This window comes from Allocoprococcus similis (genome assembly GCF_054660775.1).
Window position 1 is genome coordinate 53315 of the sequence record NZ_BAAHSG010000038.1, and the last position, 25379, is coordinate 78693.

The 25379-nt window shown below is 45.2% G+C and carries 39 protein-coding genes and 1 tRNA gene; all 40 read left to right on the forward strand.

Annotation, left to right across the window (positions count from 1 at the left end; genetic code table 11):
* The first annotated feature begins 10 nt into the window (after positions 1-10).
* Positions 11-961, forward strand: coding sequence for a radical SAM protein (locus tag ACYQ5K_RS13855; protein WP_459777797.1), 951 nt, complete (start codon positions 11-13; stop codon positions 959-961).
* 1043 nt (positions 962-2004) lie between these two features.
* Entirely contained in the window at positions 2005-3321 is a 1317-nt protein-coding gene (locus tag ACYQ5K_RS13860) for a putative ABC transporter permease (protein ID WP_459777798.1), read from the forward strand.
* Between the two features lie 161 nt (positions 3322-3482).
* Positions 3483-3677, forward strand: coding sequence for a helix-turn-helix domain-containing protein (locus ACYQ5K_RS13865; RefSeq protein WP_118628460.1), 195 nt, complete (start codon positions 3483-3485; stop codon positions 3675-3677).
* Positions 3678-3705: 28 nt separating this feature from the next.
* The gene (locus ACYQ5K_RS13870; RefSeq protein ID WP_390423248.1) at positions 3706-4095 is read left to right on the forward strand and encodes a hypothetical protein; all 390 of its coding nucleotides are present in this window, start codon (positions 3706-3708) and stop codon (positions 4093-4095) included.
* Positions 4096-4114: 19 nt separating this feature from the next.
* Positions 4115-4188: transfer RNA gene (locus tag ACYQ5K_RS13875), tRNA-Ile, on the forward strand.
* A gap of 235 nt (positions 4189-4423) precedes the next feature.
* On the forward strand, positions 4424-4762 hold the full coding sequence (locus tag ACYQ5K_RS13880; RefSeq protein WP_172594735.1) for a hypothetical protein: 339 nt from the start codon (positions 4424-4426) through the stop codon (positions 4760-4762).
* Positions 4734-5288 (forward strand): hypothetical protein, encoded by a 555-nt coding sequence (locus ACYQ5K_RS13885; RefSeq protein ID WP_459777799.1) that lies wholly within the window; start codon positions 4734-4736, stop codon positions 5286-5288. The genes ACYQ5K_RS13880 and ACYQ5K_RS13885 overlap by 29 nt, the downstream gene beginning before the upstream one ends.
* A complete protein-coding gene (locus tag ACYQ5K_RS13890) occupies positions 5260-5628 on the forward strand; it encodes a hypothetical protein (RefSeq protein WP_390423255.1) in 369 nt (122 codons plus the stop codon). The genes ACYQ5K_RS13885 and ACYQ5K_RS13890 overlap by 29 nt, the downstream gene beginning before the upstream one ends.
* On the forward strand, positions 5625-5867 hold the full coding sequence (locus ACYQ5K_RS13895; protein WP_390423258.1) for a defense against restriction DarA-related protein: 243 nt from the start codon (positions 5625-5627) through the stop codon (positions 5865-5867). The genes ACYQ5K_RS13890 and ACYQ5K_RS13895 overlap by 4 nt, the downstream gene beginning before the upstream one ends.
* A gap of 5 nt (positions 5868-5872) precedes the next feature.
* Positions 5873-6214 carry a long-chain fatty acid--CoA ligase gene (locus tag ACYQ5K_RS13900; protein WP_118628456.1) on the forward strand — a complete coding sequence of 114 codons (342 nt, stop codon included), beginning with the start codon at positions 5873-5875 and terminating at the stop codon, positions 6212-6214.
* Positions 6215-6226: 12 nt separating this feature from the next.
* The gene (locus tag ACYQ5K_RS13905) at positions 6227-6550 is read left to right on the forward strand and encodes a hypothetical protein (RefSeq protein WP_118628455.1); all 324 of its coding nucleotides are present in this window, start codon (positions 6227-6229) and stop codon (positions 6548-6550) included.
* Complete coding sequence (locus ACYQ5K_RS13910; protein WP_459777800.1) at positions 6547-7275, forward strand: single-stranded DNA-binding protein; 729 nt, start codon at positions 6547-6549, stop codon at positions 7273-7275. The genes ACYQ5K_RS13905 and ACYQ5K_RS13910 overlap by 4 nt, the downstream gene beginning before the upstream one ends.
* Entirely contained in the window at positions 7265-7519 is a 255-nt protein-coding gene (locus ACYQ5K_RS13915; protein ID WP_390423264.1) for a toxin PIN, read from the forward strand. The genes ACYQ5K_RS13910 and ACYQ5K_RS13915 overlap by 11 nt, the downstream gene beginning before the upstream one ends.
* A complete protein-coding gene (locus ACYQ5K_RS13920; protein WP_459777801.1) occupies positions 7509-7829 on the forward strand; it encodes a hypothetical protein in 321 nt (106 codons plus the stop codon). Before ACYQ5K_RS13915 ends, ACYQ5K_RS13920 begins: the two co-directional genes overlap by 11 nt.
* Positions 7826-8332: a DUF7768 domain-containing protein gene (locus ACYQ5K_RS13925; RefSeq protein WP_390423270.1), complete on the forward strand. Its 507-nt coding sequence runs from the start codon at positions 7826-7828 to the stop codon at positions 8330-8332. Before ACYQ5K_RS13920 ends, ACYQ5K_RS13925 begins: the two co-directional genes overlap by 4 nt.
* Before the next feature lie 171 nt (positions 8333-8503).
* A complete protein-coding gene (locus ACYQ5K_RS13930; RefSeq protein ID WP_022279754.1) occupies positions 8504-9271 on the forward strand; it encodes a rolling circle replication-associated protein in 768 nt (255 codons plus the stop codon).
* Position 9272: 1 nt separating this feature from the next.
* Complete coding sequence (locus tag ACYQ5K_RS13935) at positions 9273-9446, forward strand: N-acetylmuramoyl-L-alanine amidase (protein ID WP_118293901.1); 174 nt, start codon at positions 9273-9275, stop codon at positions 9444-9446.
* 215 nt (positions 9447-9661) lie between these two features.
* The gene (locus tag ACYQ5K_RS13940; protein ID WP_055214531.1) at positions 9662-10072 is read left to right on the forward strand and encodes a VRR-NUC domain-containing protein; all 411 of its coding nucleotides are present in this window, start codon (positions 9662-9664) and stop codon (positions 10070-10072) included.
* A gap of 28 nt (positions 10073-10100) precedes the next feature.
* Positions 10101-10889 carry a ParA family protein gene (locus tag ACYQ5K_RS13945; RefSeq protein ID WP_009297807.1) on the forward strand — a complete coding sequence of 263 codons (789 nt, stop codon included), beginning with the start codon at positions 10101-10103 and terminating at the stop codon, positions 10887-10889.
* Between the two features lie 208 nt (positions 10890-11097).
* Positions 11098-12366: a ParB/RepB/Spo0J family partition protein gene (locus ACYQ5K_RS13950; RefSeq protein WP_002591256.1), complete on the forward strand. Its 1269-nt coding sequence runs from the start codon at positions 11098-11100 to the stop codon at positions 12364-12366.
* The gene (locus tag ACYQ5K_RS13955) at positions 12359-12592 is read left to right on the forward strand and encodes a hypothetical protein (RefSeq protein ID WP_002591257.1); all 234 of its coding nucleotides are present in this window, start codon (positions 12359-12361) and stop codon (positions 12590-12592) included. The genes ACYQ5K_RS13950 and ACYQ5K_RS13955 overlap by 8 nt, the downstream gene beginning before the upstream one ends.
* Positions 12585-12752, forward strand: coding sequence for a hypothetical protein (locus ACYQ5K_RS13960; RefSeq protein ID WP_459777802.1), 168 nt, complete (start codon positions 12585-12587; stop codon positions 12750-12752). The genes ACYQ5K_RS13955 and ACYQ5K_RS13960 overlap by 8 nt, the downstream gene beginning before the upstream one ends.
* Positions 12749-13027, forward strand: coding sequence for a hypothetical protein (locus tag ACYQ5K_RS13965; protein WP_459777803.1), 279 nt, complete (start codon positions 12749-12751; stop codon positions 13025-13027). The genes ACYQ5K_RS13960 and ACYQ5K_RS13965 overlap by 4 nt, the downstream gene beginning before the upstream one ends.
* A gap of 80 nt (positions 13028-13107) precedes the next feature.
* The gene (locus ACYQ5K_RS13970) at positions 13108-13503 is read left to right on the forward strand and encodes a single-stranded DNA-binding protein (RefSeq protein WP_002591261.1); all 396 of its coding nucleotides are present in this window, start codon (positions 13108-13110) and stop codon (positions 13501-13503) included.
* A gap of 20 nt (positions 13504-13523) precedes the next feature.
* The gene (locus ACYQ5K_RS13975) at positions 13524-14090 is read left to right on the forward strand and encodes a sigma-70 family RNA polymerase sigma factor (protein ID WP_009297812.1); all 567 of its coding nucleotides are present in this window, start codon (positions 13524-13526) and stop codon (positions 14088-14090) included.
* Complete coding sequence (locus tag ACYQ5K_RS13980; protein WP_055272326.1) at positions 14091-14510, forward strand: hypothetical protein; 420 nt, start codon at positions 14091-14093, stop codon at positions 14508-14510.
* A 175-nt stretch (positions 14511-14685) separates the two neighbouring features.
* Complete coding sequence (locus ACYQ5K_RS13985) at positions 14686-14985, forward strand: HNH endonuclease (RefSeq protein ID WP_390423288.1); 300 nt, start codon at positions 14686-14688, stop codon at positions 14983-14985.
* Between the two features lie 105 nt (positions 14986-15090).
* Complete coding sequence (locus tag ACYQ5K_RS13990) at positions 15091-15444, forward strand: hypothetical protein (protein WP_174805388.1); 354 nt, start codon at positions 15091-15093, stop codon at positions 15442-15444.
* A gap of 6 nt (positions 15445-15450) precedes the next feature.
* Entirely contained in the window at positions 15451-17106 is a 1656-nt protein-coding gene (locus ACYQ5K_RS13995) for a terminase large subunit (protein ID WP_002591266.1), read from the forward strand.
* 17 nt (positions 17107-17123) lie between these two features.
* On the forward strand, positions 17124-18404 hold the full coding sequence (locus ACYQ5K_RS14000; protein WP_002591267.1) for a phage portal protein: 1281 nt from the start codon (positions 17124-17126) through the stop codon (positions 18402-18404).
* Positions 18394-18990, forward strand: a complete 597-nt coding sequence (locus tag ACYQ5K_RS14005; protein WP_002591268.1) for an HK97 family phage prohead protease — start codon at positions 18394-18396, stop codon at positions 18988-18990. Before ACYQ5K_RS14000 ends, ACYQ5K_RS14005 begins: the two co-directional genes overlap by 11 nt.
* Positions 18991-19018: 28 nt before the next feature.
* Positions 19019-20248 (forward strand): phage major capsid protein, encoded by a 1230-nt coding sequence (locus ACYQ5K_RS14010; protein WP_002591269.1) that lies wholly within the window; start codon positions 19019-19021, stop codon positions 20246-20248.
* A gap of 52 nt (positions 20249-20300) precedes the next feature.
* Positions 20301-20681: a hypothetical protein gene (locus tag ACYQ5K_RS14015; RefSeq protein WP_021904695.1), complete on the forward strand. Its 381-nt coding sequence runs from the start codon at positions 20301-20303 to the stop codon at positions 20679-20681.
* A gap of 17 nt (positions 20682-20698) precedes the next feature.
* On the forward strand, positions 20699-21034 hold the full coding sequence (locus ACYQ5K_RS14020; protein ID WP_118652724.1) for a phage head-tail connector protein: 336 nt from the start codon (positions 20699-20701) through the stop codon (positions 21032-21034).
* A 4-nt stretch (positions 21035-21038) separates the two neighbouring features.
* Positions 21039-21362: a hypothetical protein gene (locus tag ACYQ5K_RS14025; protein WP_117552277.1), complete on the forward strand. Its 324-nt coding sequence runs from the start codon at positions 21039-21041 to the stop codon at positions 21360-21362.
* 2 nt (positions 21363-21364) lie between these two features.
* Positions 21365-21796, forward strand: a complete 432-nt coding sequence (locus ACYQ5K_RS14030) for a hypothetical protein (RefSeq protein ID WP_002591273.1) — start codon at positions 21365-21367, stop codon at positions 21794-21796.
* Complete coding sequence (locus tag ACYQ5K_RS14035; RefSeq protein ID WP_002591274.1) at positions 21793-22119, forward strand: hypothetical protein; 327 nt, start codon at positions 21793-21795, stop codon at positions 22117-22119. The genes ACYQ5K_RS14030 and ACYQ5K_RS14035 overlap by 4 nt, the downstream gene beginning before the upstream one ends.
* A 7-nt stretch (positions 22120-22126) precedes the next feature.
* On the forward strand, positions 22127-22690 hold the full coding sequence (locus ACYQ5K_RS14040; protein ID WP_002591275.1) for a major tail protein: 564 nt from the start codon (positions 22127-22129) through the stop codon (positions 22688-22690).
* A gap of 49 nt (positions 22691-22739) precedes the next feature.
* Entirely contained in the window at positions 22740-23144 is a 405-nt protein-coding gene (locus tag ACYQ5K_RS14045; RefSeq protein ID WP_009297822.1) for a hypothetical protein, read from the forward strand.
* 205 nt (positions 23145-23349) lie between these two features.
* Positions 23350-25379: phage tail protein (locus ACYQ5K_RS14050; RefSeq protein WP_459777804.1), on the forward strand; the 2030-nt coding region annotated here is incomplete at its 3' end.

Below are 25379 nucleotides of genomic sequence, written 5' to 3' on the forward strand. Positions count from 1 at the left end.
AGTGTGATGTATGGATTACGAAGGACAGATTTGCCGGGCACCGATGGAGAGAAGTTCTTTTATGCTTCCGGTAATGGTTGGATGTTCATACAACCAGTGTAAGTTCTGCAATTTATTCCGGCATCTGAAGTATCGGGAGCTTCCGATAGAACAGATTGAAGAGGAACTTAAGAGAGTTCGTGATCTGAATGGAAAGCCGAAAAAGATCTTTCTGGGGGATGGCAATGCGTTTGGCCTGAAGACGGAGAAATTGTATGAGATTCTGGATCGGATCGAATATTACTTCCCGGAATGTGAAGGGGTCAATATGGATGCAACCGTTACAAGTATTTTACATAAAAGCCAGGAAGAACTGGAAATGCTTGCAGCAAAAAAAGTAAAGCATCTGTATCTTGGAATTGAAAGTGGATTGGATGATGTACTGAAATTTATGAAAAAGGATCATGACCTGGGACAGGCGTACCAGGCAATTGACAGGCTTCATGAAGCAGGGCTGATCTATGATGCACATATTATGACCGGAGTCGCAGGAAAAGGAAGAGGAATGGAAAATGCAGAAGCACTGGCGCAGTTCCTGAACAGGACCAATCCGGCGCATGTAGTGAATTTTTCCATGTTTCTGCATAAAGAAGTTCCGTTGTATGAAGATATACGGCAAGGTACTTTTGTTCCGGCAGATGAGCTGGAAACAATTCGTGAAGAATATCATCTGATCGAGAGGATCGCACCGGAAAAAGCAGGAGCAAATATTTTATATGATGGTTTTCATGACTTTATCCATGTGAGAGTCAGAGGACATCTTCCGGGTGATAAAGAAAAAATGCTTGCCAAATTAAGCGGTATCATTCAGGAATATGAGGGAAAAGAACCGGTTTATTCCTTTGTACAGGGGGAATGCCCGGATCTGGAATACTGTGATGATGGTAAGGCAGTATGGGATATGGACCGGAAGAATTCATAGAATCTGCTGTATTATGAATCGGCAGAAATTGAGCGCGTCATCAGGCGCGCTCTTGAATTTGGAACAGAAAATATGTCATAAAAAATCCACTGTATCTGATCTTTCAGCTACAGTGGATTTCAATTTGATCCATCCATTGGATTATCCTCCTTATTCACTTCTTATCTATCTGAAACTATTATCTCAAATAGTTTTTTTTATATAAATTTCAATTATTATGCCATTGGTCTGTACCTCTTACTCTCATTGATTTGATATTGTATAAATTATCTTGCCATTGGTCTGTACCTCTTGCTTTCATCAGATTTGTTCTGGTTTTAAATTATGTTCCTTTTGGTCCATACCTCTTACTTTCATTAGATTTGTTCTGGTTTTAAATTAAGTTTCCGGTGGTCTGTACCTCTTACTTTCTTTAGATTTTGTTCTGGTTTTAAATTATGTTCCTTTTGGTCCGTACCTCTTACTTTCATTAGATTTGTCCGAGTTTTAAATTAAGTGTCCTTTGGTCCATACCTCTTACTTTCTTAGACTTTGGAGTTAAGATTAAGTTTCTGGTGGTCCGTCCTCCTTTTGTTTTGTTGATATTATAATATCGCATAAAATACAAAATGTCAATAAAAATTCTGAAAAAAATAAAATTATCTTAAAAATATGCAATAAATATTAGATATAGATAAAAATAGAGAAATATATAAATTAAACGAATGAATAGACGAACAATAATACTCTTGGGAGAGCATTTAAGCTTGAAATGCGTGTGAGCAGATGATAAAGTGAATGTATTATAACTGAAAAGACGAAAGAAAGGATTGGTAGAACAAATGGAAGTAAAAAACTGGATATATGAAGTTTTGTTATGTCACTGATCGTCTTTGGTGTTGCTTTTGGGTGTATTGAGACCGGGAGCGGCAGAATTTACATTTTATCTGGCAATTCTGTTTGGGATCATTGGTGTTATACAAGTTGTTTATGGATAAAATCTCAATTGTAAGTTCATGGTCTGCATGATAAGATGATACCATGAACTTACAAAGGAGAAGACTATGAATCACTATACTGGATATGAATTACTGTGGCTTTTTTTCATTTATTCTTTTGGTGGCTGGGTATTGGAAACGATATCGGCAACATTGAAACAGAAGAAGTTTGCCAATCGTGGTCTGGTTAACGGACCGCTTTGTGTGTTGTATGGTCTGACGGCAATTGCGATGACGATCGGCTTGCAGGAACTTCGTGGAGTCTGGCTGTTCATTTTTGCAGCTGTTTATGCGACTGTGGCAGAATGGGTCAGCGGTCATCTGATTGAAAAAGCGTTTAAGGCGAGATGGTGGGATTATTCAAACATCAAATGGAACCTGGATGGATATATCTGTCTTCCGGTTTCGCTGTTCTGGGGTGTTCTGGGTTATCTGACTGTGAGATGGTGTAATGGGATCACACTGGTTTTATTACATATTCTGCCGAAGCTTTTGATGCATATTGTGCTGCTGACACTGATTGTGGTACTTTTTATTGACATCTTTGGTTCTTTTATGCTCCTTACCGGAAAGAGTAAGAATCCGGAGCGGTGGATTGCAACCGATGCCGGGATGGATAAGGTAAGTGCCAAGATTGCAGGAAAAATTATCAGAAGCCTGGAAAAGCGTCTGAAAAGGGCATACCCAAAGGCAAGGAAGGTCGAAGAGGCAATCCGGGAAGAGGATGAAGAAGAGGTATTCGCAAAAGGATGCGGTTTTTATAAAATCGTGATGCTGTTTATGATCGGTGCTTTTCTGGGAGATATCACGGAAACAATTTTCTGCCGTGTGACGGCAGGGGTATGGATGAGCAGAAGCAGTGTGGTCTGGGGACCGTTCAGCATTGTCTGGGGACTTGCAATCGCACTTGTTACGGCACTTTTATACAAGTATAAGGATAAAGGGGATCGTTTTCTATTCCTTACGGGGACACTGCTTGGTGGTGCGTATGAGTATCTCTGTAGCGTGTTTACGGAACTTGTATTTGGAAAAGTGTTCTGGGATTACAGCAAGATCCCGTTTAACCTGGGAGGACGAATTAATCTGCTTTACTGTTTTTTCTGGGGAATTGCTGCAGTTGTATGGTTTAAAATATTATTTCCGCCAGTGGAAAAATGGATTGAAAAAATACCGGCAGTTGCAGGAAAGCTTTTGACCTGGTTTTTATTAGTATTTATGGTCTGCAATATTCTGGTATCCTGTGTGGCACTGGTAAGATACAATGAAAGAGGAAATGGTGTACAGGCGACGAATGTTGTCCAGAAGTGGGTGGATGTGCATTATGATGATGCGAAGATGAAAATGATTTACCCGAATGCGAAGACGACGGAATCAAAGAAATAAGATAAGTTTTAGAATGAAAATCGACAAGAGGTTATAAAGCCTCTGCCGATTTTCTTTTTTTATAGGAAACAGCAGAAAAGAAGAGCGTGCAGAGCGTAAAAACTCTGACACGCTTATTTTTTTACCATAAAAGCAAATGAGGACGGAAAGGAGCATAGAACATGGCGAAACGAAAGTACAAGCGTCTGCATTACGAGGACAGGCAGACCATAGAGGCTATGAGTAAGCAGGGCAGCAGTGTAAGCGATATTGCAGAGGTGCTGGGAACACATAGGGACACAATTTATAGAGAGTTCAAACGCTGCAACGCCACACTGAAAACGTACACAGCGGCAGCAGGGCAGCAGGCATTATAAACCAGCAAAAACGAAAGAAAGGGAAAACATGAAAGCAGTAGATTTTAACAAATTACAAGTAGGGGATTTAATACAAGTACCACGTACACAGTTTGCGCCTATGCGCTGGGGCTGGAATGGCTGGTTATTCAGCGAGGCGGTAGTAATAAGAAAAGGCATAGGAAGAAAAAGTAAAAAGAATGTAGTTACGGTGGAAATGATGATACCGACAGAAAGAAACAACTACAAAACGGCTAAAGATACATTTTATGCAGATTGTGTTTTTACGACACCAGCAATAAATAACGCAAAAAACATTTTGAAGAAATACGGAATAGTGGACGCAGAGGACTTTTACAAATTCATTGAGCGGGACGACGTAACGGGCTGCGATTGGATAAGGTTTTTAATAGAAAAAGGATTTTTATTTAATGAGTAGGCGGCAGCAGCCGCCACGAGTGCCGTTAGTTCAGTTGGTTAGAGCAGCCGCCTCATAAGCGGCAAGTCGTGGGTTCAAGTCCCACACGGCACATTGCGTAGCAGGCATGGCGAGCCTGCGGCAGAGGGCAGCAGGCTAATAGCTGCAATCTGTATACCGTGGAAAAATAGCGGCGGTCATACCAGCCAGAAAGTATGTGGACAGTCAACAGGTTTTCAGTTGCTTTTTAATGCGAAAAGCAGCCCGCACGGTAAAACCAAACGCCAGAACAGGAGAGCGGCACACATGGAAAGACAGAGAGCGCCGCCGAAAGGAAGAGAGGCAGAGAATGGCAGCAGAGGCATTGATAGTAGAGGACGCATACCAGAGAGGCTATGCAGATGCCATAGCAGATATGCGTAAGAAAAAAGAGCAGAGGCGGCAGCGGGAGCAGGCAAAGAAAGCCCGCCGCTGGTATTTCATTAAGCAGAAAGCCTACGGGCTTGCAATGCTGGCAGTTACCGTGCTGGCAGTATGGGCGACAGAGGGCGACATAACAATAGCGGTTATTACCGTACCGCTGGGGCTTATGTGCCTTTTCAGTAAAAAAATGCTGATAGTAGACAACTACTATTTTGCTACAGAAGAGAGGGCAATACATGGACGAAAAAACAATACAGCGTATTAAAAAGCTGCAAGCACTGGCAGAGCGGGGCGTAGGCGGCGAGAAAACGACAGCGCAAAAGAAACTTGCAAAGCTGCTTAAGGATAACGGTATAAATTCCTTAGACGAACTACAAAAGGAAGAGTATGAATATACGATATTTTCCTACAACGGAAAGCACGAAATAAAACTGCTGCGGCAGTGTATGTATAAGGTCATGGGTGCTAAATCTGACAGAACAGCATACAAGCCATACGGACGGCGGCAGAAAATCGGCATATATTGCACGAAAGCGCAGAAAATCGAAATAGAGTTAGAGTTTGAATTTTACAGAAACGTATTTTATGAGGAATTAAGTACATTTATGGACGCTTTCATACAGGCACAGAAGATTTTCCCAGAAGATGCACCAGTAGGAGACTACGACGAATTTAACGAAAGAGATATGAAAATAGCGTTTATGGCTACGGGGATAGAACGGCGTAGCAGGGTTGCAATGATAGAGGAAAGCGAGGCGGGAAATGAGAAAACGAAAACGACAGACAGTTAAGAAACTGATACAGTACGTAGCCATTATAGCAGCAGGCGTGCTGGCAATTATTTTGTTTATGCTGGCTATCTGGTACAGAGGAAAGAACAGCGAGCCAGTAACAGACGAACAGGTAGCAGCACAGATGCAGCAGGCAGAGCCGCTGGTTATTGAAACACCAGAGGCAGCCACAGAGGGCAGCATAAGAGTATATGACTATGACGGCTGCTGTATTTACGCCTACTACGGCAAAATTCGGATAAATAACGACGGTAAAGACGGCAAGGACATTGACGTAGAGGCAATAGGCTACTTAGAGGGCTACCAAGAACATAAAGAAGAAAGCGGGGCGGGGGAATGAGCCACAAATATTACAGCCCTTTACGCCCGTTATCACTGGGGACATTTCCAAAGCCGCAGGGAAACGAGATTTTACATATAGAAAATTTTAAGGAACGGCAGAACGTACCAGAGATAGCACGGCAGGCGTGGGGATACATTGAGTACAAAGAGGCGCTTACAGAAATAGAGGCGGCAGCTTATGAGCTGATACCGTCAAACTGCATTTCTGAAATGGAAAACTTAGAGGCAAGGAGATAAAGGCAATGAGCGAGGTATATATACGCAGCCAGAATAAAGAAAAGCTGTATAGACTGGGCGGTAATTACGCCTGCGTAGAGTATGGAGAGTACGAGGACATAAAGAAAAAGAGAGGCGGCGCAGAGGCAGACAAAAAGCGCCACGTAATTTGCATAAGTGACGGGTGTTTAGAGGAAATCGGAGAGTATGCCACAAAAGAGCGCTGCTTAGAGGTTCTGGACGAGATACAGAAAGCGTGCGTAAGCTATCTGTTTACGGCTGGCGGTGCAGCTATAGTAAGGGGCGGCATGGACGTACAGCCGTTTGCAGCAGTAATACCGAGGCTGTACGAAATGCCGGAGAAATAGGAGAGGCAGACAGTGACAGTAGAGGAATTTATAGGCACGCTGGAGAGTTCAGACCGCCTGCGCATTATCGAGGGAAAAGCAGAGGTTTACGTAGGGTATCTGGCAGCGTTCAAACCGTTTGCAGACCATGAGATAAGCGAGGAATACCGAAAATACAGAGAGCATGAGGTAAAGAAGTTTAGGGCAGTGCCGGAGATAACGCACAAACGCTGGAAAGAGCTGGGGCTTATGAAACCATTAGAGCCAGACCAGACAGCACAGTATAAGTTTAGTGATTTGCAGATGTCACTTTACTACACCATATACATACAGGAAAGGAAAGGACAGGAAGTATGACAAAGAAAAAGCCGGATTTTTTACGGGATTTAGATACTGCAATCATGGACGAGCTTACAGGTGGCGGTATCAAGGAAAATGCAGCGGGACTGGTAGGAACGCTTACACAGATTAAGGAAATTAAGCAGCTATGCGGGCTGCCGTTTTGTGGTTATATGGCAAAGCTGGAAACAGTAAGACCAAGCGGCGTGCCGGACGAGGTAACGGTAGTATTTGCAGAGGACGTACCATACAGGGCTTGCAACGGCATAGAATTTGACGTTATGCAGGAATTTGTAGAGGGCAGCAGGCTTTTACTGACAGGTAAGGTGCAGACGCTTAAGGACTTCCAGAGCGGTAGACTGCTGGTATATATTCTGGCAGATTTTGTGGCGGTATCGGAAAAGGCAGTAGAGCAGGACGAGGCGGCAGTAAGAGGCGTTATAGCGAATAAGCCAACATACAGAGAAACACCGAGAGGCAAGCGCATTACTGATATTACGGTAAAGGTAAGAAATGAGCTTACAGGCGGCAGCTGCTTTTTACCGTGCATCTGCTGGCAGGAACAGGCAGACGAGGCGGCGCAGTGGCAGCAGGGCGACACTGTAGAGCTGCTGGGACGGTATCAGAGCCGCCAGTATGAAAAGGTACTTGATGCAGCCACAGGAGAAAGAGAACAGCGCACAGCTTATGAGGTATCGGTACGGCTGATTAGAAGAAAGGAAGAGGCAGAAAATGAGTGTTGAACATATCGGCAAGGGCTATGTAAAAATCTGCGTGAGTGAGGAAGAGTTAGAGAACAGCATAGCTGGGCTTAGCCAGTTAAAACCTATTTTGCAAACGAAAGTAATGAAAGGGAACGGAAGAAACACAAAGCAGGGGCTTATTGACGCAGCAGAGCTGGGGAAACATTTTGATACAGCGATAGATGCAATGACTATGCTTTTGGCTGGGTTTAAAGAAGAAAGCGAGGCACAGAATGAAGAGTAAAACAATTTTAGGAGCAGACGGCGCAACAAAAATGCGGCAGATTACAGTAGGGATACACGGAAAGGGCGGCGAGGCAGGCATAAAGGCAATACAGCAGCTTACAGGCATGGTGGACAGCTTAAAGCAGTGCCAGACACCACAGGAAGTATACGACAGATATTTACAGATTACGGGGTACTGTAAATGCTGCGTTGATTGTAATTTTATAGACCAAAAGGGAGCAGACGAGCTGATGTGCTTAGCAGCATATCTGGCAGGAAATGAACAGGCACGGGCAGAGGCACAACAGAAAGCGGGTAAAAAGGCATGAGAAAGGTTTATATATGCAGCCCATACAGGGCGAAAGACGGCGCAGAGCTGGACAGAAACATAGATTATGCGCAGCAGCTGACACGGCAGGCGTTAGAGGCGGGCTTAGCACCCATTACGCCGCATTTATATATGACGCAGTGCATGGACGATAAAAAGCCGGAAGAGCGGGCAAGGGGCATGGCTGCGGGGCTTGCACTGCTGAAAGGCTGCGATTTTGTTATTGCTGGTGTGAAATACGGCATAACAGAGGGAATGGACAGAGAAATACATACAGCAAATATGCTGGGAATTGCGGTTATAGATGCAAACCAGATTAAACGGCATCTGGAATATGAGGAAAAGCGACAGGAGAGGGCGGCGAGCGATTACGCAAAGCTGCATAGCTGCGAATTTTGCAAGGGCAGCAAATTATACAACTGCACGGGCTACGATTGCAGAGAGCCGTACAGACGGGCTTATGAGTATGCCTTAAGCCGCATAAGAGAGCGGCAGGAAACATGAAAAAATAAAAGCGCCTACGGTGGGGAAACACCATAGGCGCTAAGCTATACAGCTTTGAAATACTATAAAAATTATAAGCTATGTATGGCGCAAAGTCAAGAAATTTAACGGGCAGGCAGCCCGTTTTAACACTTGATAAAAGTATTAACGAACCGACAGAGAGGTAGATATATGCCATACGTAGAGAGGGTAACAAAAGCGGGAAATACGATAGAGATAGAGAGGTACTTTACCAGCAGGTACAAAAAGAAAGGTATCAGCAGAGGGGATAAAGTAAAGCCAACAAAAGAAGAGCAGGAGAAAGTAAACACCAGACAGGCAGAGAGAAAGTTAAGGATACTCATAAATGCAAACTATGGCTATGGGGACTACCATTTAGTGCTTGACTATATCCGCAGGAAAGGAGAGCCGGACAGAACGCCGGAGCAGATGCGGCAGGACATAGACGTATTTTTGAGGGAGTGCAGAAAGGAGTACAGAAAAGCAGGGTTAGAGTTCAAATACATACACGTTATGGAGATAGGCAAGAAAGGTGCGAGGCATCACCACCTTGTAGTAAATAAAATTGATACAGAGATTTTACAACGCTGCTGGTATAAGGCATACGAGGGGCATAACAGGGTTAAGGTATTCCCACTGGACGATAGCGGCAACTATGCAGAGCTGGCAAGTTATTTAATCAAGTATACAGGAACGCACAAAAAGGGTACTGACGGAGCATTACAGGGCAAGCGCTGGAATTGCAGCAAGAATTTAGTAAGACCAGAACCAGAGTACCACATAATTTCAGACCGTGAGTATTTCAAGAAAGAGCCAAAAGCAATAAAGGGCTATTACGTGGACAAGAACAGCGTAAGCATGGGGGTACACAGTCCAGAGTATTACGGCTACGGGTATTTAAGATACACATTAGTAAAAATAACAGATAGGGGGGGTTGAAATGCAGATAATCAAGGGCGTTGCCATTGCAGCAGTGTTGATAATAGCCGGACTGCTGGCACTGATTGTGGCAGCATATCTGGCGTTTAGAATTGCAGCGGCTATTTTTGAGCAGCAGGAGAGCTGGAAAGACAACGGCAGCAGAAAGGGCAGAAAACATGATAGAAAAAATTAAATACTGGTTATTCCAGAAAGGCAAGGACTGTAAGCGCTGCTGCCTACGGTGCAGATACTACGATATATGCCGCTGGGACGTACTGGGAAATGCAGGACTACAAAGCGAGGAAACAATAACGCTTTTGGCGATAGAGAACAGCAAGCCGCATAAGGACGGGCTGCTTTTTAGAATTTGCCAGTATGTAGAATTTAAGCAGAGAGCGAGGCGAGAAAATGAGAAACTTTAGACTGGACGACGAAAGCGGGCATCAAGAGGCATTATTTAGCTGGGCTGCATACAGAACAGGGCTTATGCCGGAACTGCAATATATGTATCATGTGCCAAACGGCGGCAAACGTGATAAAGCAACAGCAGCGGTGCTTAAGAGGCAGGGCGTAAAGGCTGGCGTGCCAGACATTATGCTACCAGCTGCAAGGGCTGGGTATCATGGGCTTTACATAGAGCTTAAGGCAGGCGAGAACACAACGACCAAGAAACAAAAAGAGTGGTTAGAGTATCTGCGGCAGCAGGGCTATTATACCGCCGTCTGCTACGGCTGGCAGCCAGCAGCGCAGCTGATAGAGCAGTATTTATTACATTCAGACGAGCTTACAAAAGAACAGGAAACAGTAACCATGCGTTAGAGGCGAACGCAGGAAAGAGAGGCAAAGAATGAAAACAATAAGCATTTTGAATTTAAAGGGTGGCGTAGCCAAGACCTTTACAGCGGCAAACATGGCGTACGAGCTTTACAGGCGAGGTTATAAGGTGCTGCTGATTGACAACGATAAGCAGGGAAACTTAAGCAAGGCGTACAGCAGATATGATGCAGAGAACGTAGCACCAGTTACAAGGCTACTGGCTGGGGACTGGGAAAACGCAGACGAGCTGATACAGCATACAGAGTATGAGGGTATCGACATTGTAACGGCGAATATGTCACTTTTTGGGGCTACATGGAATTTAACCAAAGAGGACAGCGAAAACCAGATAGAGAGATATAAAGCGCTGGTATATGCAAAGATGCAGTATTACGGAGATTGCACCATATACGGCAAGTATGATTACTGCATCATTGATAACCCGCCGGATATTGGGCTTAATGTTGTAAATGCGCTGGCAATCACGGACGAGGTAATAGTACCCGTAAAGGTGGACGAGGACGCTTTAGAGGGGCTGGACATTGTGACAGAGCAGATAGAGGACGCAAAGGTATTTAACCCAGCATTAAAGCTGGCAGGCGTGCTGATTACGTCATACCAGAACACAGACGGCGAGGCAGCAGGCGTAGAGTGGCTGGAACAAAAGACAGATTTTAATATTTTGGGTATTATTCGGTATTCCAAGAAAGTAGCAGAAAATACTTTCATGCGTAAGCCGATTTATGAGTATAGCCCATGCTGCGGAGCGGCGCAGGGGTACAAGAAATTTGTAACAGCGTATACAGGGAAAGCGAGGTAGCAAGCGTGGCACATAAAGAGAGATTATGCGTTTACTGGCATTGCCGCAGGACTGGCGGTACGGAGTGCTGGAACTGGGGCAGTAAATTTGCAGGGAAGAAATGCCCGCAAAGCGACGCTTGCGAGCATTGGAGAACGTGCGAAATGTGTAACGGAGTAATGGGACAGTGCAAGAAAAAACAAAGGATTGTGAAAGCGAGGTAGAGAATATGGCAAAGTTTGGTATTAACGACATTCTGAACGCAAAGACGAAAGCAGCAGGGCAGCAGGCACAGACAGAGGGATACAAAGAGATTTATTTAAGCCCTTACGAGGTAAAGGCAGCGCAGGAGAATACGCACCAGAAATTAGAGAACATAGAAGAGCTGGCAGACAGCTTTTTACACGTAGGACAGGAACAGCCTACAGTATTGGCGAGAGTAAACGGGGAATACCGTATAATCGACGGACACAGACGTAATGCGGCAAATATTTTGAACTTAGAGCGGGGGCATAAGGAGTATGAGAAAGTGCTTTACCGCTTTATGGATATGAGCGAGGCAATGTATGAGCTGCGCTTATTGGCTGGCAACGGATTTACGCAGGAGCTTACAGCCTATGAAAAAACCAGATTAGTAGAGCGTACAAAAGCGGCGCTTATCAGAGCCAAGGAAGAGGACGGCTTAGAGATACAAGGCAAAATGCGTGATTTAGTGGCGGCTATGATAAACGAAAGCAGCACAAACGTAGCCAGGATGGACGCAATCAACAACAACGCAACGCCGGAGATTAAAGAGCAGCTGAAAGAGGGCAATTTAGGTATCACTGCTGCATACGAGGCAGCAAAGCTGGACGAGGACGAGCAGAAAGAAATAGCGGAAAAAGCAGCAGCGGGCAAAAATGTGAGGGCAAAGGAAATAGCGGAAAAGGTAGCAGAGAAAAAGGCAGGGGACGATTACGAAACACCGCACCCAGAAAGCATAACGTCTTTGTGCTATTCCTGCCAGAAATACAAGGACTGCAACGTAAAAACGGGAACGTGCCAGAAATGCGACCAGTACATAAACAAGGCAGAGGCTGAAAAGACGGACGAACAGCGGTACAACGAAGAGCAGGACGCTATAGACCGCCAGACAAAGAAGAAATTGCAGGAGCGGGCAGACGCAGAAAAAATGGAGCATCTGCCAAGCGAGGGAAACACAGAGCATAAGCAGCATGAGATAAAAATAGTGGCATCTTATTACGAGGACGTAGTAAGCGGGAAAAAAGGCTTTGAGCTACGGAAGAATGACAGAGGCTATAAACAGGGCGACAGCCTTAAAATGCTGGAATTTAAGGACGGTAAGCATACAGGGCGCACGATTGATGCAGATATTATTTATATGCTGGAAGATTATACAGGGCTTACAGAGGGCTACTGTATTCTGGGTATCAGAGTAACAGACTATACAGGTAAGGTGTCCGAAACGGACACGGAAAGCGGGGCAGAACATGAATAGACGGCAGCGGAAAAAGAAGAAAGCACAGGTATTTACAATTATTCTGGGCTGTACGGCGTTTTGCAAGGCAGAGCAATACGAGAAGATGCGGAAAAGCGTAGAATATCAGTTACGAACAGGCAGCGTGGTTATGCTGCCTGCATACTTGCACGTAGAGGCAATCATAAAACAGCGAGGCGGCAGAAATATTGAGATTAAGCAGGAAAACGGGGTAGTAAATGTTTGAGTATATGGACGGCATAGTAGATGCAGTGGAAGAAATTGGACGGGCAGCAGTAGACGTAGCAGTATTTGTGACGATATGCATAGCAAAAGCGGTGTTGATAATAACAGCGCCAGTATGGATATTGCCGTATGCGATATGGAGAAAGGGGCGTAAGCAGTGAAATACAGACAGTGGAAAAAGAACTATAAGAAAAAGCATGGAGTAAACCAGCCGTTAGAGCTGGACAAGCGAAAAAAGCGCAGGCTTGCAAGAAAAATGGCAAGACAGATAAATAAAACCTTACCAACAGCAGAAGAAACACTGACGGCAGCTATTAACAACTGGGTACAGAGTATAAAGCTAGCACTGGCGACATTATGCGAGAACATGGCGGCAGCGTTCAGCAATGTTGCGGCAGGATTGAGAGAAGAAAGCGAGGCGGTAGAAAATGACTAATATTTTACTGGGAATTATCGCACTGGAATTGCTGGCTATATTTTCAAAACTGGACAAACTGGAAGAGAGGGGCAGAGAGAATGAATAACGTATCACTTACAGGGCGGCTTACAAGAGAGCCAGAGCTTAGATATGGCGGGCAGGACAATAGCACAGCTATTACCCGCTTTACGCTTGCGGTAGACGACGGGAAAGACACAGATTTTATAAATATTAAGTGTTTCGGACGTACTGCGGAATGGGCGCAGAAATGGTTAAGCAAAGGCAGCAGGGCAGAGGTTACTGGTAAGATTAAAACAGGCAGCTACGAGAGCCAGCGCACGGGCAGCAAGGTATATTACACAGAGGTTGTGGCAAATAGCGTAGGATTTGGAGAGAGCAAAGCAGAGGCAGAGGCGAGAGGGCAGCAACTGCCGGAGAGTGACGGGTTTATGAATATCCCAGAGGGAGCAGACGAAGAGCTGCCGTTTAATTAACAGAAAGCGAGGTACAGAACATGGAGCAGGAAGAAACAAAGACAACAGCGGCGGCAGGGGTAGAAATGCCGCCAGAGGCTGAAAGCTGGGTACAACTGCATGAAAGCGAATTAACAGAGCTGATGCAGAAACAGGCAAAGGCTGCAATAACGGAACTGAAACGACAGGAAAAGCAGGAGAGGAAGAAAGAGAAATACCACAACACTTTTACGCTTATGAAATGTTACCGTGATATGGCTTTTCATATCGAGAACGCAATAAGCGACGGGCAGCAGTTAGAACTTAAAGGCATGACGGACGAGCAGCAGCGTACATACTTAGAGAGTATCAGACGCACACGCTTTAAGACATTGATAATGACAGCGCATATAGACAAAGCGGTAGAAGAGATAGAGCGCCGCAGAGAGGCAGCAGGCAGAGGTGTAGAGTACAAGGCTTTTGAAATGTATTTCATGCAGGGCATGGACTATGCGGAAATCGCAGAGGAACTGGATACAGGAAAGAACACACCGAGGCGCTGGGTTACGGGCATCATAAACGAGCTGTCAGTATTATTGTGGGGGATTGACGAAGAGAGGGTAAAGTAAGTGTTTGAAAAAATAAAAGCATGGATAAAAAGAAAGCGGGAAACAGCGAGAGAACAGCAGGCGGCAGACAGGTTGATAAAGCATATAGAGCAGGCGTTAGGATTTGAGCTTTACGAGTGGCAGAGGTTATATATAATAACTGGGATATGGCAGCCGCCAGAGGGACGGCTACACGGAAGAACGACAGCATATATATTGCGGCTATTATTAGACCAGAGTAAGCCACTGCTGCTATATGAGTTTTCACAGGTGGCAGCGTATGCGGATAACCCATTTATGGGGCGGCAATATCAGCCAGTACCCATGCAGTATGCAGGCTGGTTTAGGCACGAGATAAGGAGTATATACGAGCAGCTAAGAGCAGCAGGCGTGCCAGTAAGAGAAATGATAACAGAGCAGCAGCGGGTAATATCGTGGTAAAAACGTGGTGTTTACATGGGAAAACAAAAGAGATACAATGGTAGCATGAAATGAGTAGGCGATAGCTTAAGCCGTGTGCGGCAGCAGTTGCCTACTCTTTTTCTATTCATTCTTTAGCCTCCACCCAGCGCATGAAACTTAGGGCGCTGGGGAATGAAGAAAGAGAGGGGACAGTATGAAAGCATGGGCTAAGAGTTTTTATTTATCAGCGGCATGGGAAAAAACCAGAGCCGCTTATTTAATGTCACAAGATTATATTTGTGAACGCTGCGGGCAGCCAGCAAAGATAGTGCATCATAAGCACTGGCTTAACAGAGAGAACATAAACGACATAAGCGTTACGTTGTGCTGGGATAACTTAGAGGCGTTGTGCCAAGACTGCCACAACAAGGAACACCACAAACAGGAGAGGCATAAGCGGTATCAGTTCGACGAGAACGGCGGCATACTCCCCCCATATCAGAAAAATAATTAAAGGGGGCGAATACCGAGGGGGATACCCTAAAATTACCCTACGGGCGTGCGCACGGGTGGTGTAGGGGGTGTGGTGCGGCGCAGGAATGGAAAGCGGGGTAAAGGAATGGCAACAAAGAAAGAGAAAACCAAAGAACAGAGGATAAAGACCGAAAAGACCAGACTTAAGGGAATTTTCAAGGACTTAGACGAAAACAAAAGAAAATTAGTAACGCCGCTGATAGAAAAGGCTGCATTTATGAGCATTGAGCTGGACGACTTGCAGGCGAAACTTGAAAAAGACGGCTGGACGAGTGAGTACCAGAACGGGCAGAACCAGTGGGGAACAAAGAAAAGCCCAGAGGCAGAAACCTACATAGCGCTTAGTAAGAACTATGCAGCAGTGATTAAGCAGCTTACGGAATTAGTACCAGCTGCGAAACGAAAGACAAGCAGGCTGGCGGCTTTGCGGGAAGAGTAAGCAATATTGCCGCCTTATCGAAATTATATCTATGAGTACCACGCAAAGATTACAAGCGGCGAAATCATAGCGGGAAAATGGATAAAGAAAATATACGAAATCATTATAAACGGGCTGCAAAAGCAGGAGTATTTTTTTAATGCAAAGGCTGCGAATAAGGCTATACGGTTCATAGAGAACTTTTGCCACCACAGCAAAGGACGTAATGATTTAATCAAGTTGGAGCTATGGCAGAAAGCCATAGTTTCTGTTATTTTTGGCATACAGGACGCAGAAAAAATACGTATTTTCCGTGAAATTTTTATTGTAATTGGCAGAAAAAACGGAAAAAGTTTATTTGCATCTGCGATTATTGCATATATGGCGTACTTAGAGCCGGAGTATGGACAAGAAATATACTGCTTAGCGCCGAAATTAGACCAAGCGGCGCTGGTGTATGACGGATTTTATCAAATGGTACAGGCAGAGGACGAGTTAGCGGAGCTGGCAAAGAAACGGCGCAGCGATATTTATATTGCGGAGAGCAACACGGTAATAAAACCGATTGCTTTTAATGCCAAGAAGTCAGACGGATTTAACCCGCAGCTTGTGGTATGTGATGAAATGGCAGCATGGAGCGGGGACGCTGGACTAAAGCAGTATGAGGTTATGAAATCCGCTTTAGGCGCACGTACTCAACCTATGATATTGAGCATAAGCACTGCCGGATATATCAACGACAGTATTTATGATGAACTAATGAAACGTAGCACAAGTTTCTTGAAAGGAAACAGCAAAGAGCGCAGGCTATTACCATTCCTTTACATGATTGATGATGTGGAGAAGTGGAACGACATAGACGAACTGAAAAAGGCTAACCCTAACATGGGCGTATCTGTAAAAGAAAGTTTCTTTATGGACGAGATAGCAGTAGCAGAGGGCAGCTTAAGTAAAAAAGCAGAGTTCCTTACAAAGTATTGCAATATCAAGCAGAACAGCTCTATTGCATGGCTGGAATATCAGACAGTAGAGAACGCCGGAGTAGAAAAGACCTTAGAGGACTTTAGGGACTGCTACGCAGTGGGCGGTATCGACTTAAGCCAGACAACGGACTTAACAGCAGCCAGTGTGGTTATTCAGAAAGACGGTACACTGTATGCGTTTACACAGTTCTTTATGCCACGGGGCAGACTGGAATACTTACAGGCTACGGACGGCGTGCCGTATGACATATTCGTTAAAAAGGGGCTGATAACCTTAAGCGGCGAGAATTACGTAGATTACCACGACGTTTACGGCTGGTTTACTATGCTGCTGGAAGATTACGGCATACGACCGTTGAAAATCGGCTACGACAGATACAGCGCCCAGTACCTTATTACCGATATGGCAAATTATGGTTTTCACATGGACGACGTTTACCAAGGCGAGAACCTTACACCAGTTATACGGGAGTTTGAGGGCATCATAAAAGACGGCGATTTTAAGATAGCCGACAACAATTTACTAAAGACACATTTCTTAAATGTTGCGCTTAAGCACAACATGGAAACAAGAAAATTCAGACCTATAAAAATCGAGCAGCGGGCGCATATCGACGGCTTTGTATCTGTCATAGATGCAATGACCGTGCGGCAGAAATACTGGGAAGAGTGCGGCGAGCTGCTTAAAAATGCCGCATAGAAAGGAGAGTAAACGGCATGAAATTTTTAGATTATCTTTTTCATGGTAAAGAGCTGCGATATATCGACAGCTATTTTAAAATGCTGAACGGATACAGCCCGACGTTTACCAGTTATAACGGCGGCGTATATGAAATGGATTTAACCAGAACGGCAGTAAACAGCTTTGCGACACATTGCAGTAAACTTAAGCCGGAGATTGAGGGCAGCGCCCTTAAGTCACTGGAAAAGACACTACAGCATAAGCCCAACTATTTTATGGACACAACAAAATTTATTAAGCGTCTGGCAACGTATGTAGCGGTGGAACACACCGCTTTTATTATACCTATCGAGGACGAGTACGGGCGGCTTTGTGGCTGGTATCCATTGAGGGCGCAACGCTGCGAAGTCGTAGAGGCAGCAGGGCAGGTGTATTTACGGTATCTGTTTGCAAATGGCGAGCATGGAGCTATAGAGTTTGAACGTGTAGGCATTATGACAGATTTTGAATACACAGACGACCTTTTCGGAGAGGACAACAGAACACTTAAGCCAACAATGCAGCTGATACATACGCAAAACGAGGGAATTATAAACGCTGTCAAAAATTCTGCAAATATCCGCTTTCTGGCAAAGGTGGCAAATATACTGAAACCAGAGGACATAAAGAAAGAGCGACAGCGTTTTACCGAGGATAACTTAACCGCCGACAACGATAGCGGCATGATAATTTATGATAACAAGTTTAGTGAGCTGAAACAGGTAGAGAGCAAACCATACACGCCAAACGCATTGCAGATGCAGAATATACAGGAAAATGTATGCACGCATTTTGGTACAAACATGGATATTTTACAAAATAAATTTGATGAAAATACGTGGAATGCTTACTACGAGGGGAAAATAGAACCGTTTGCAATACAGCTATCGCTTGTTATGACAAATATGAGTTTTACCGAGAGAGAAAGAGCTTGCGGTAATGCTATTTTCTTTTCAGCAAACCGCCTGCAATATGCCAGCAACGCAACAAAGCTAAGCGTAAGCACGCAGCTTTTTGACCGTGCATTACTAAACAGAAACGGCGTTATGGATATATGGAACATGGCACACGTTGAGGACGGGGAAAAGTATTATATCCGCAAAGAGTATACCGAGGTAAGCGAACTGCAAAACAGTAATGGAAAGCCACAGATAATTATACAGCAAGCGCCCATAGCAACAGGGCAGCAGGCAGAGCCGCAGCAGACACCGCCAGCGGCAGCAGGCGAACCAGCAGGCGGGCTGGGAGAGAAAGAGGGTGTAAATAATGCCGATTAAGAAAGAGCGGGAATATAGGGCGCTGGCAGCGCCATTGACAGCGCAGAGTGCAACGAAATTGATACAGACGGAGTATTACGTGGAGGGTTACGCCACTACGTTTGATGCGCCGTATTTGCTGTATGAATTTGAGGACGGCACAAAGATTTACGAAAGAATAGACGCACACGCTTTAGACAGCGCAGACATGAGCGACGTTATCATGCAGTACGACCATGAGGGCAGGGTATTTGCCAGACAGTCAAACAAGACGCTGATTTTACAGCCGGACTATAAAGGGCTTAAGGTGGCGGCTGATTTAGGCAAGACAGATTTAGCCCGTGGGCTATACCAAGACATAGAGGCAGGCATGATAAATAAAATGTCGTGGGCTTTTAGCGTAGCAGAGGAAAGCTACGACAGAGAAACACACACAAGGACGATTTTGAAAATCAAGAAAGTTTATGATGTATCAGCCGTGAGCATTCCAGCAAACGGCGATACTGAAATAAGCGCCCGTGCTTTTGCGAGTAGGAGTTACGAGCAGGAGAGGCAGGAGCTGCTTAAGAGGCGGGCAGCAATACTAAAGATTAGAGCGAGCTTATAAAATCCAAGACAAGAAAGGAAACATAACAATGAGATTAAAAGAAATCGAGGAAAGATTAGCACAGATTAAGGCAGAGCTTACCACAAGAGCGGCAGAGCTGAAAGAAGAGGAAATTACAGCACTTGAAAAAGAAGTAACTGCATTGCAGGAAGAAAGAGCGGCGATTACAGCGGCAGCAGAAAAGCGCAGCGCCTTACTTGCGAGAATTGCAGCAGGCGAGAATGTAGACGACGGAAACGGCGGCGAGGGACAGCAGAGAGTGCTTAGAAATTTCAAGGGCGCAGCAGGAGAGGGCGATAACGACGACAAGTACGGCAGTATGGAATACCGAAAAGCATTTATGAAATACGTGTGCAGAGGCGAGGCGCTGCCGAAAGAGTACAGAGCAGATGCAGTAAGCAAAAGCACGGACGTAGGCGCAGTTATTCCTACCACAGTGCTTAACCAGATTGTAGAGAAACTGGAAAGCACAGGAATGATTTTAGCCCTTGTAACCAGAACTGCATACAAGGGCGGCGTTTCTATCCCCGTATCTACTGTAAAGCCTACTGCAACATGGGTAAATGAGGGAGCAGGCAGCGACAAGCAGAAAAAGAATATTGCAAAAGACGGAATGATTACTTTTGCATACCATAAGCTGCGCTGTGCAGTAGCCGTATCTCTGGAAGTAGATACAATGGCAATCAGCGCTTTTGAAACACTGCTTATTAACAATATTGTTGAGGCAATGACAAAAGCGTTAGAGCAGGCAATCATTGACGGAAACGGAACAGGAAAACCGAAAGGAATTTTAGCAGAGACACCAGCCGACGGGCAGACAATCGAGAGCGCCGCACCGTCTTACAGTGATTTGATTAAGGCAGAGGGTGCTTTACCTATGGCTTATGAAAATGGCGCTGTGTGGTGCATGAGTAAAAAGACCTTTATGGAGTATGTAGGCATGACAGATAAGAACGGGCAGCCTATCGCAAAAGTGAACTATGGAACATCTGGAAAGCCGGAGAGAACGCTTTTAGGCAGAACAGTTGTACTTTGCGATTACGTAGCAAGCTACAGCGCAGCACTTGCGAAAGATACAATTTTTGCATTCCTTTTCAATTTCAAGGACTACGTGCTTAATACAAACTACTCTATGGGCGTAAAGAAGTATGAGGACAACGACACAGACGACCAGATTACAAAGGGCATTATGCTTGTAGACGGCAAGGTAGTAGACAAAAACAGCCTTGTAGTTGTAAAGAAAATCGAGGCAGTGTAATTAACAAGGCAGCTGGTGTATAAACACTGGCTGCCAGAAAGCGAGGTAGACCATGAAAGGATATTTAGACGCTAAAGAACTGGAAAGCTACAAGAAAGAAGATTTGCAGGAACTGGCAAAGCAGCTGGGTGTAGATGCAGAGGGAACAAAGAAAGAAATTGCTACACGCTGCGCAGCGGTTGAGGTAGACATACCGGACGAAAGCGAGCTTACAGAAGAGGATAAAAGAGCAGCGGAAGAGGCGGCAGCAGAGGCAGCAGCGAAAGCCGAAGAGGAAGAGGCAGCCACAGAGCTTGTAAAAGTAAAAGCACAGCGCCGTTTCCTTGACAAGGAATTAAACCAGATTAAGGATACTGGGGACGAATACGCAGTAAGCAGAGAACGTGCAGCAGTTCTGGAAGAGGCAGGCGTAGCAGCAGTAATAGAAGAGTAAGAAAGAGGGTGCAGGCTATGGCAGCAGATACCACAACATTAACCGAGAAAATGCGGGCGGCGCTGCGTATCAGCAGCACCAGTGAGAAAATCACAGAGGAAATAAACGACTGTATAGCCGCCTGCAAAGCTGATATGAAAAACGACGGCGTAAAAGTGATAAAAGAGACAGACGGGTTGATTATCAGAGCAATTACACTGTATTGCAAGGCAGAGTTTGGTTTTAACAATGCTGCGGAACAATTTAGAAAGTCATACGACGCACTTAAAATGCGCTTATCTTTATCAGCAGAATACAACACAGCGCCGCAAGTGTCCGAAACGGACACCAACAGCACAGAAAGTGGGGTGTAAAGCGGTGGAGTGGCTGGACGAATTAACACTTATTGCAGAAACAACAGCAGAAAACAGGGTAAATAAAAACGGCTTTGCAGTAAAGCCGGAAGAAAGCACCCGCACTGTATTCTGTAACAAAAAATCAGTAGGGTACAGTGAATATTTTAAGAGCCAGCAGACAGGAAAACTGGTAGAGGCAAAGTACGAGGTACACAAGGCAGATTATGGCGGCGAGGACGTAGTAGAAGTAAACGGGCGGCGCTATTTTGTACTTAAGACCTACGATACAGGAACAGACACCATAGAGCTTACGCTTACAGATTTACGCCACAGAAACGAGGTGTAAGCATGGGAGAGTTTAACACAGTCGGGCTGGAAGATATTATAGACGCTTTCAGCCGGAGAGAGGCGGCTACAGTTGAGGCAGTCCCCAAAATGCTTAAAGCTGGTGCTGATGTGCTGATAGAGGCACAGAGAGCAGAGGCACAGGCAATGGGACTGAATGAAACGGGCGGTTTTATCAATTCCATAAAAGCTACGGACGTAAAGGGCGACGATACGGAGAAATACGTAGAGATATACCCACAGGGACGGGCAAAGCATGGAAACGACAGAAAAGGAGATAAAAGCAAGGTGCGCTATGCAACAATCGGCTTTGTGGCAGAGTACGGCACAAGTAGCCACGCTGCACGCCCTTATATGACAGTGGCAAACGAAAAGGCGCACGAAAAGGTAGTAGAGGCACAGCGCAGTATATGGGAGAGTGAAACAGGCGAATGAGTATACAGGAGATTTTAGAAAGCGCAGGGTTGCCAGCCCAGAGAGGCGTTTACACTGGACGGGATAAGCCAGACGCATATTATACGTTTCTGCGGCTGCTGGGTACGCCTGCGGTAAATGCAGACGACGAAGAGAAAGAGCGCAGGGAAATGTATAGAGTTACGCTTTTTCATAAGGGCGATTTTGAGGCGCAGCTTGATAAGACAAAAGAGGTATTGAAAGCAGCAGGCGTTTATATCAACAGCATAGACGCAGAAAGCTACGAAACAGAAACGGGGTACTGGTTAGTGCCTATCACAGTCGAGATTTTGAAAGAGGAGTGATTAAACAATGACACTGGGACTGAAAGATTTATATTACGCCGTATGCACAGAGGCAGACGGAGCAGAGAGCTACGGGACACCTAAGAAAATGGCAGAGGCAATGAGCGCCGATTTATCCGTAAAGACAGCAGACGGCAGCTTGTATGCAGACGACACATTAAGCGAGAGCGTCACGGAGTTTGCAAGCGGAACGCTTAAGCTGGGAATTAAAGACCTTACGCCGGAAGTGCTGGCAGAGCTGCTGGGGCAGGCAGTAGATAAGAACAGCGTAGTATGGGCGGGAAAAGAGGACGAGCCGCCGTATGTTGCTGTAGGGTTCAGAGCTAAGAAAACGGGTGGTAAATACCGTTACGTATGGCTGCTTAAGGCAAAATTTAAAGTACCGTCTGAAAAGTACGAAACAAAGGGCGAGAGTATCAAGTTTAACACGCCGGACATTGAGGCATCTTTTACAACAAGAAAGAAAGATAACTTGTGGAAAGCAGACTTTGTGGGAACAGAGGAAAGTGCAGCGGCTAAAACGTGGTTTACAGCAGTGCCGGAAAAGGCAGCAGCAATGGAAAGTGTATAAAACAGGAAAGGAGAGAGGCGTAGCATGGGCTGCGCCTTAATTTTATATCATGGGAGCATTAAAGAGCGGGGCTTTTCCCGTAGAGCTGAACGGCAAAGAATATGGTTTACTTTTTTCACTGAACGCATTAGACGAAGTGCAGGAAAAGTTTGGGGGCTACGACAAATTAAGTGAGGTATTCAATAAAGATAACCCAAACCTTTTTAAAGATACAAGGTGGTTACTTACGCTGCTTATTAACGAGGCACTTTTAGCAGAGGACGAAAACGCCCAGCTGCTTGAAGAGAAGAGGGTAGGCAGACTGATACACGCAGGAAATTTGCAGGAAGTACAGAACGCTATTTTTAAATCGTTCTACAGAGGAACTGCGGGAGACAACAGCGACACAGAGAACGAAAACGACGGAGAAGAAACAACAGAAGAGGGAAACAGGGCAGCCGTGCAGGAAAATTAGATACTGCACGGCTTTTGTATATTGCAGTAGTGCTTTTGAGATACAGGGAACGTGAGGCATGGAGAAAAACACCATACCAGATAACGACACTGTTTAAATATCACAAGGAATATAACCCGCACATTTTCCGACAGGAACAGGCGGGAACACCAGCAGCTACAGAAAACATGGACGATATAGACATAGCGTTAGGGGGCTTTTAATTATGGCAGATAAGACGCAGAACGTCAAAACAAGGTTAAGTTTTGACGGAGAGGCAGAGTATAAAGCAGCCTGCAAGGAAATTAACAGCACCCTTAAAGTGCTTAATTCTGAAATGAAACTTGTAACGGCTGAATATAAGGACAATGCAAGCAGCGTAGATGCGCTGAAAGCAAAGCAGGCGGTACTACAGAAAACATACGACGAGCAGGCAAAAAAAGTAAAAGAAACCGAGGCGGCTTTAGAAAAATGTCGCAAGGCAACAGGAGACAATAGCGAAGAAAGTAAAAAACTTGAAACCCAGTTAAATTACCAGAAAGCAGCGCTTGTAAAGACAGAGCAGGAATTAGGCAAAACGACTGACGAAATGGAAAAAGCAGAAAAAGCCGCTGACGAAATGGGAAAGGAAATAAAAGACAGCGGGGAACAGGCAGACGACGCAAAGGGAAAATTTTCTGGATTTACAAGCGTGCTAAGCGGAATGGGTACAGCGCTTAAAGCGGCAGCAGCGGCGACGGCGGCAGCAGTTGCGGGAGCGGCAACAGCCATAGGAGCGCTTACCACAAAAGCGATAGAGGGATACGCAGCACAGGAACAGCTTGTAGGCGGTGTAGAAACTCTTTTCAAAACGTCGTCTGATACGGTTGTTGGTTATGCAAACGACGCATATAAAACAGCCGGAATGTCTGCAAATGAGTACATGGAAACAGTTACCAGCTTTTCAGCGTCGCTGCTTGCCAGTATGAATAATGACACGGCAGCGGCAGCAGAAAAGGCAAACGTGGCAATTACGGATATGTCAGACAATGCAAATAAAATGGGTACTGATATATCGCTTATACAGAACGCCTATAACGGTTTTGCAAAGCAGAATTATACCATGCTGGATAACTTAAAACTGGGATATGGCGGTACAAAAGAGGAAATGCAGCGACTGCTTGATGATGCAAGCAAGCTATCCGGCATTAAGTATGATATTTCATCATATTCAGACGTTGTAGACGCTATTCACATCGTACAGACGGAAATGGGCATAACAGGGACAACGGCAAAAGAGGCAAGTACAACAATAGAGGGTTCGGTTAGTTCTATGAGTTCAGCGTGGGACAACTGGGTAGCTGGAATGGCAGACAGCGAGGCGAATTTCTCACAGCTTACAAGCAATCTGGTAGACAGTATTGTAACAGTGGTAGGGAATATAGCACCGAGGGTAATAGAAACAGTGCCGAGGCTGGTAAGCGGACTGGGAGAAATCGTAGAGCAGCTTGCAACGTATATACCACAGGTTATACAGGAGTTATTACCGCCTTTAATGAGCGGCGTACAGGACTTGCTTAATACGCTGGTTGGAATGCTGCCGGAAATGATAAGCATAATCGGGCAGATTATACCGACAATCATAGATACGCTGCTTACTATATTACCGCAGTTTTTAGCGGCAGGCGTACAGATTATTACGGAATTGGCGCAAGGTATCGCACAAGCGTTACCTACATTGCTGCCAACAATCGTAACGGTGGTTACGAACATTGTAACCATGCTGATAGAAAATATACCGTTGCTGATTACAGCAGCATTACAGCTGCTTACGGGGCTGGCACAGGGGCTGGTAGCAGCGCTGCCCGTACTGATTGAGGCACTGCCGGAAATCATAACGGCTATCATAAATGCACTGGTTGAGGGCATACCGCTTATTATCGAAAGTGCGGGCGATATTATAGTTGCATTGATTGACGGCATCATAGATGCAATACCGCTTTTAATCGCAGCCATACCGCAGATTATAGCAGCCATTGTAACAGGACTGATTACGGGGCTGCCTAAGATTTTGACGGCGGCAGGCAAGCTGGTAACGACAATCATAAATAAAATAAAAGAGCTACCTACTCTGATACCGCAGGCAATCGCTGCGGGCGTTGAGAAAATAGCAGAGTGGGGCGCAAATATGCAGGAAAAAGGCGGCACAGTTATAACAAATTTTGTAACGAAAGTTATAGATATTGTTAAGGAGCTGCCGCAGAAAATCTGGAACAG

Excerpts from the sequence above, each read along its gene's own strand:
- ACYQ5K_RS13885 (WP_459777799.1), top strand. The coding sequence starts at position 4,734 with ATGGACGAAAAAACAATACAGCGTATTAAAAAGCTGCAAGCACTGGCA.
- ACYQ5K_RS14030 (WP_002591273.1), top strand. The coding sequence starts at position 21,365 with ATGGGAGAGTTTAACACAGTCGGGCTGGAAGATATTATAGACGCTTTC.
- ACYQ5K_RS14010 (WP_002591269.1), top strand. The coding sequence starts at position 19,019 with ATGAGATTAAAAGAAATCGAGGAAAGATTAGCACAGATTAAGGCAGAG.
- ACYQ5K_RS13925 (WP_390423270.1), top strand. The coding sequence starts at position 7,826 with ATGAGAAAGGTTTATATATGCAGCCCATACAGGGCGAAAGACGGCGCA.
- ACYQ5K_RS13860 (WP_459777798.1), top strand. The coding sequence starts at position 2,005 with ATGAATCACTATACTGGATATGAATTACTGTGGCTTTTTTTCATTTAT.
- ACYQ5K_RS13915 (WP_390423264.1), top strand. The coding sequence starts at position 7,265 with ATGAGTGTTGAACATATCGGCAAGGGCTATGTAAAAATCTGCGTGAGT.
- ACYQ5K_RS13935 (WP_118293901.1), top strand. The coding sequence starts at position 9,273 with ATGCAGATAATCAAGGGCGTTGCCATTGCAGCAGTGTTGATAATAGCC.
- ACYQ5K_RS14000 (WP_002591267.1), top strand. The coding sequence starts at position 17,124 with ATGAAATTTTTAGATTATCTTTTTCATGGTAAAGAGCTGCGATATATC.
- ACYQ5K_RS14020 (WP_118652724.1), top strand. The coding sequence starts at position 20,699 with ATGGCAGCAGATACCACAACATTAACCGAGAAAATGCGGGCGGCGCTG.
- ACYQ5K_RS13990 (WP_174805388.1), top strand. The coding sequence starts at position 15,091 with ATGGCAACAAAGAAAGAGAAAACCAAAGAACAGAGGATAAAGACCGAA.
- ACYQ5K_RS13870 (WP_390423248.1), top strand. The coding sequence starts at position 3,706 with ATGAAAGCAGTAGATTTTAACAAATTACAAGTAGGGGATTTAATACAA.
- ACYQ5K_RS13855 (WP_459777797.1), top strand. The coding sequence starts at position 11 with ATGGATTACGAAGGACAGATTTGCCGGGCACCGATGGAGAGAAGTTCT.
- ACYQ5K_RS13960 (WP_459777802.1), top strand. The coding sequence starts at position 12,585 with ATGTTTGAGTATATGGACGGCATAGTAGATGCAGTGGAAGAAATTGGA.
- ACYQ5K_RS13890 (WP_390423255.1), top strand. The coding sequence starts at position 5,260 with ATGAGAAAACGAAAACGACAGACAGTTAAGAAACTGATACAGTACGTA.
- ACYQ5K_RS13940 (WP_055214531.1), top strand. The coding sequence starts at position 9,662 with ATGAGAAACTTTAGACTGGACGACGAAAGCGGGCATCAAGAGGCATTA.
- ACYQ5K_RS13900 (WP_118628456.1), top strand. The coding sequence starts at position 5,873 with ATGAGCGAGGTATATATACGCAGCCAGAATAAAGAAAAGCTGTATAGA.
- ACYQ5K_RS13950 (WP_002591256.1), top strand. The coding sequence starts at position 11,098 with ATGGCAAAGTTTGGTATTAACGACATTCTGAACGCAAAGACGAAAGCA.
- ACYQ5K_RS13985 (WP_390423288.1), top strand. The coding sequence starts at position 14,686 with ATGAAAGCATGGGCTAAGAGTTTTTATTTATCAGCGGCATGGGAAAAA.
- ACYQ5K_RS13895 (WP_390423258.1), top strand. The coding sequence starts at position 5,625 with ATGAGCCACAAATATTACAGCCCTTTACGCCCGTTATCACTGGGGACA.
- ACYQ5K_RS13945 (WP_009297807.1), top strand. The coding sequence starts at position 10,101 with ATGAAAACAATAAGCATTTTGAATTTAAAGGGTGGCGTAGCCAAGACC.
- ACYQ5K_RS14015 (WP_021904695.1), top strand. The coding sequence starts at position 20,301 with ATGAAAGGATATTTAGACGCTAAAGAACTGGAAAGCTACAAGAAAGAA.
- ACYQ5K_RS14035 (WP_002591274.1), top strand. The coding sequence starts at position 21,793 with ATGAGTATACAGGAGATTTTAGAAAGCGCAGGGTTGCCAGCCCAGAGA.
- ACYQ5K_RS13910 (WP_459777800.1), top strand. The coding sequence starts at position 6,547 with ATGACAAAGAAAAAGCCGGATTTTTTACGGGATTTAGATACTGCAATC.
- ACYQ5K_RS13930 (WP_022279754.1), top strand. The coding sequence starts at position 8,504 with ATGCCATACGTAGAGAGGGTAACAAAAGCGGGAAATACGATAGAGATA.
- ACYQ5K_RS14005 (WP_002591268.1), top strand. The coding sequence starts at position 18,394 with ATGCCGATTAAGAAAGAGCGGGAATATAGGGCGCTGGCAGCGCCATTG.
- ACYQ5K_RS13880 (WP_172594735.1), top strand. The coding sequence starts at position 4,424 with ATGGCAGCAGAGGCATTGATAGTAGAGGACGCATACCAGAGAGGCTAT.
- ACYQ5K_RS13920 (WP_459777801.1), top strand. The coding sequence starts at position 7,509 with ATGAAGAGTAAAACAATTTTAGGAGCAGACGGCGCAACAAAAATGCGG.
- ACYQ5K_RS13970 (WP_002591261.1), top strand. The coding sequence starts at position 13,108 with ATGAATAACGTATCACTTACAGGGCGGCTTACAAGAGAGCCAGAGCTT.
- ACYQ5K_RS14045 (WP_009297822.1), top strand. The coding sequence starts at position 22,740 with ATGGGAGCATTAAAGAGCGGGGCTTTTCCCGTAGAGCTGAACGGCAAA.
- ACYQ5K_RS14040 (WP_002591275.1), top strand. The coding sequence starts at position 22,127 with ATGACACTGGGACTGAAAGATTTATATTACGCCGTATGCACAGAGGCA.
- ACYQ5K_RS13865 (WP_118628460.1), top strand. The coding sequence starts at position 3,483 with ATGGCGAAACGAAAGTACAAGCGTCTGCATTACGAGGACAGGCAGACC.
- ACYQ5K_RS13955 (WP_002591257.1), top strand. The coding sequence starts at position 12,359 with ATGAATAGACGGCAGCGGAAAAAGAAGAAAGCACAGGTATTTACAATT.
- ACYQ5K_RS13975 (WP_009297812.1), top strand. The coding sequence starts at position 13,524 with ATGGAGCAGGAAGAAACAAAGACAACAGCGGCGGCAGGGGTAGAAATG.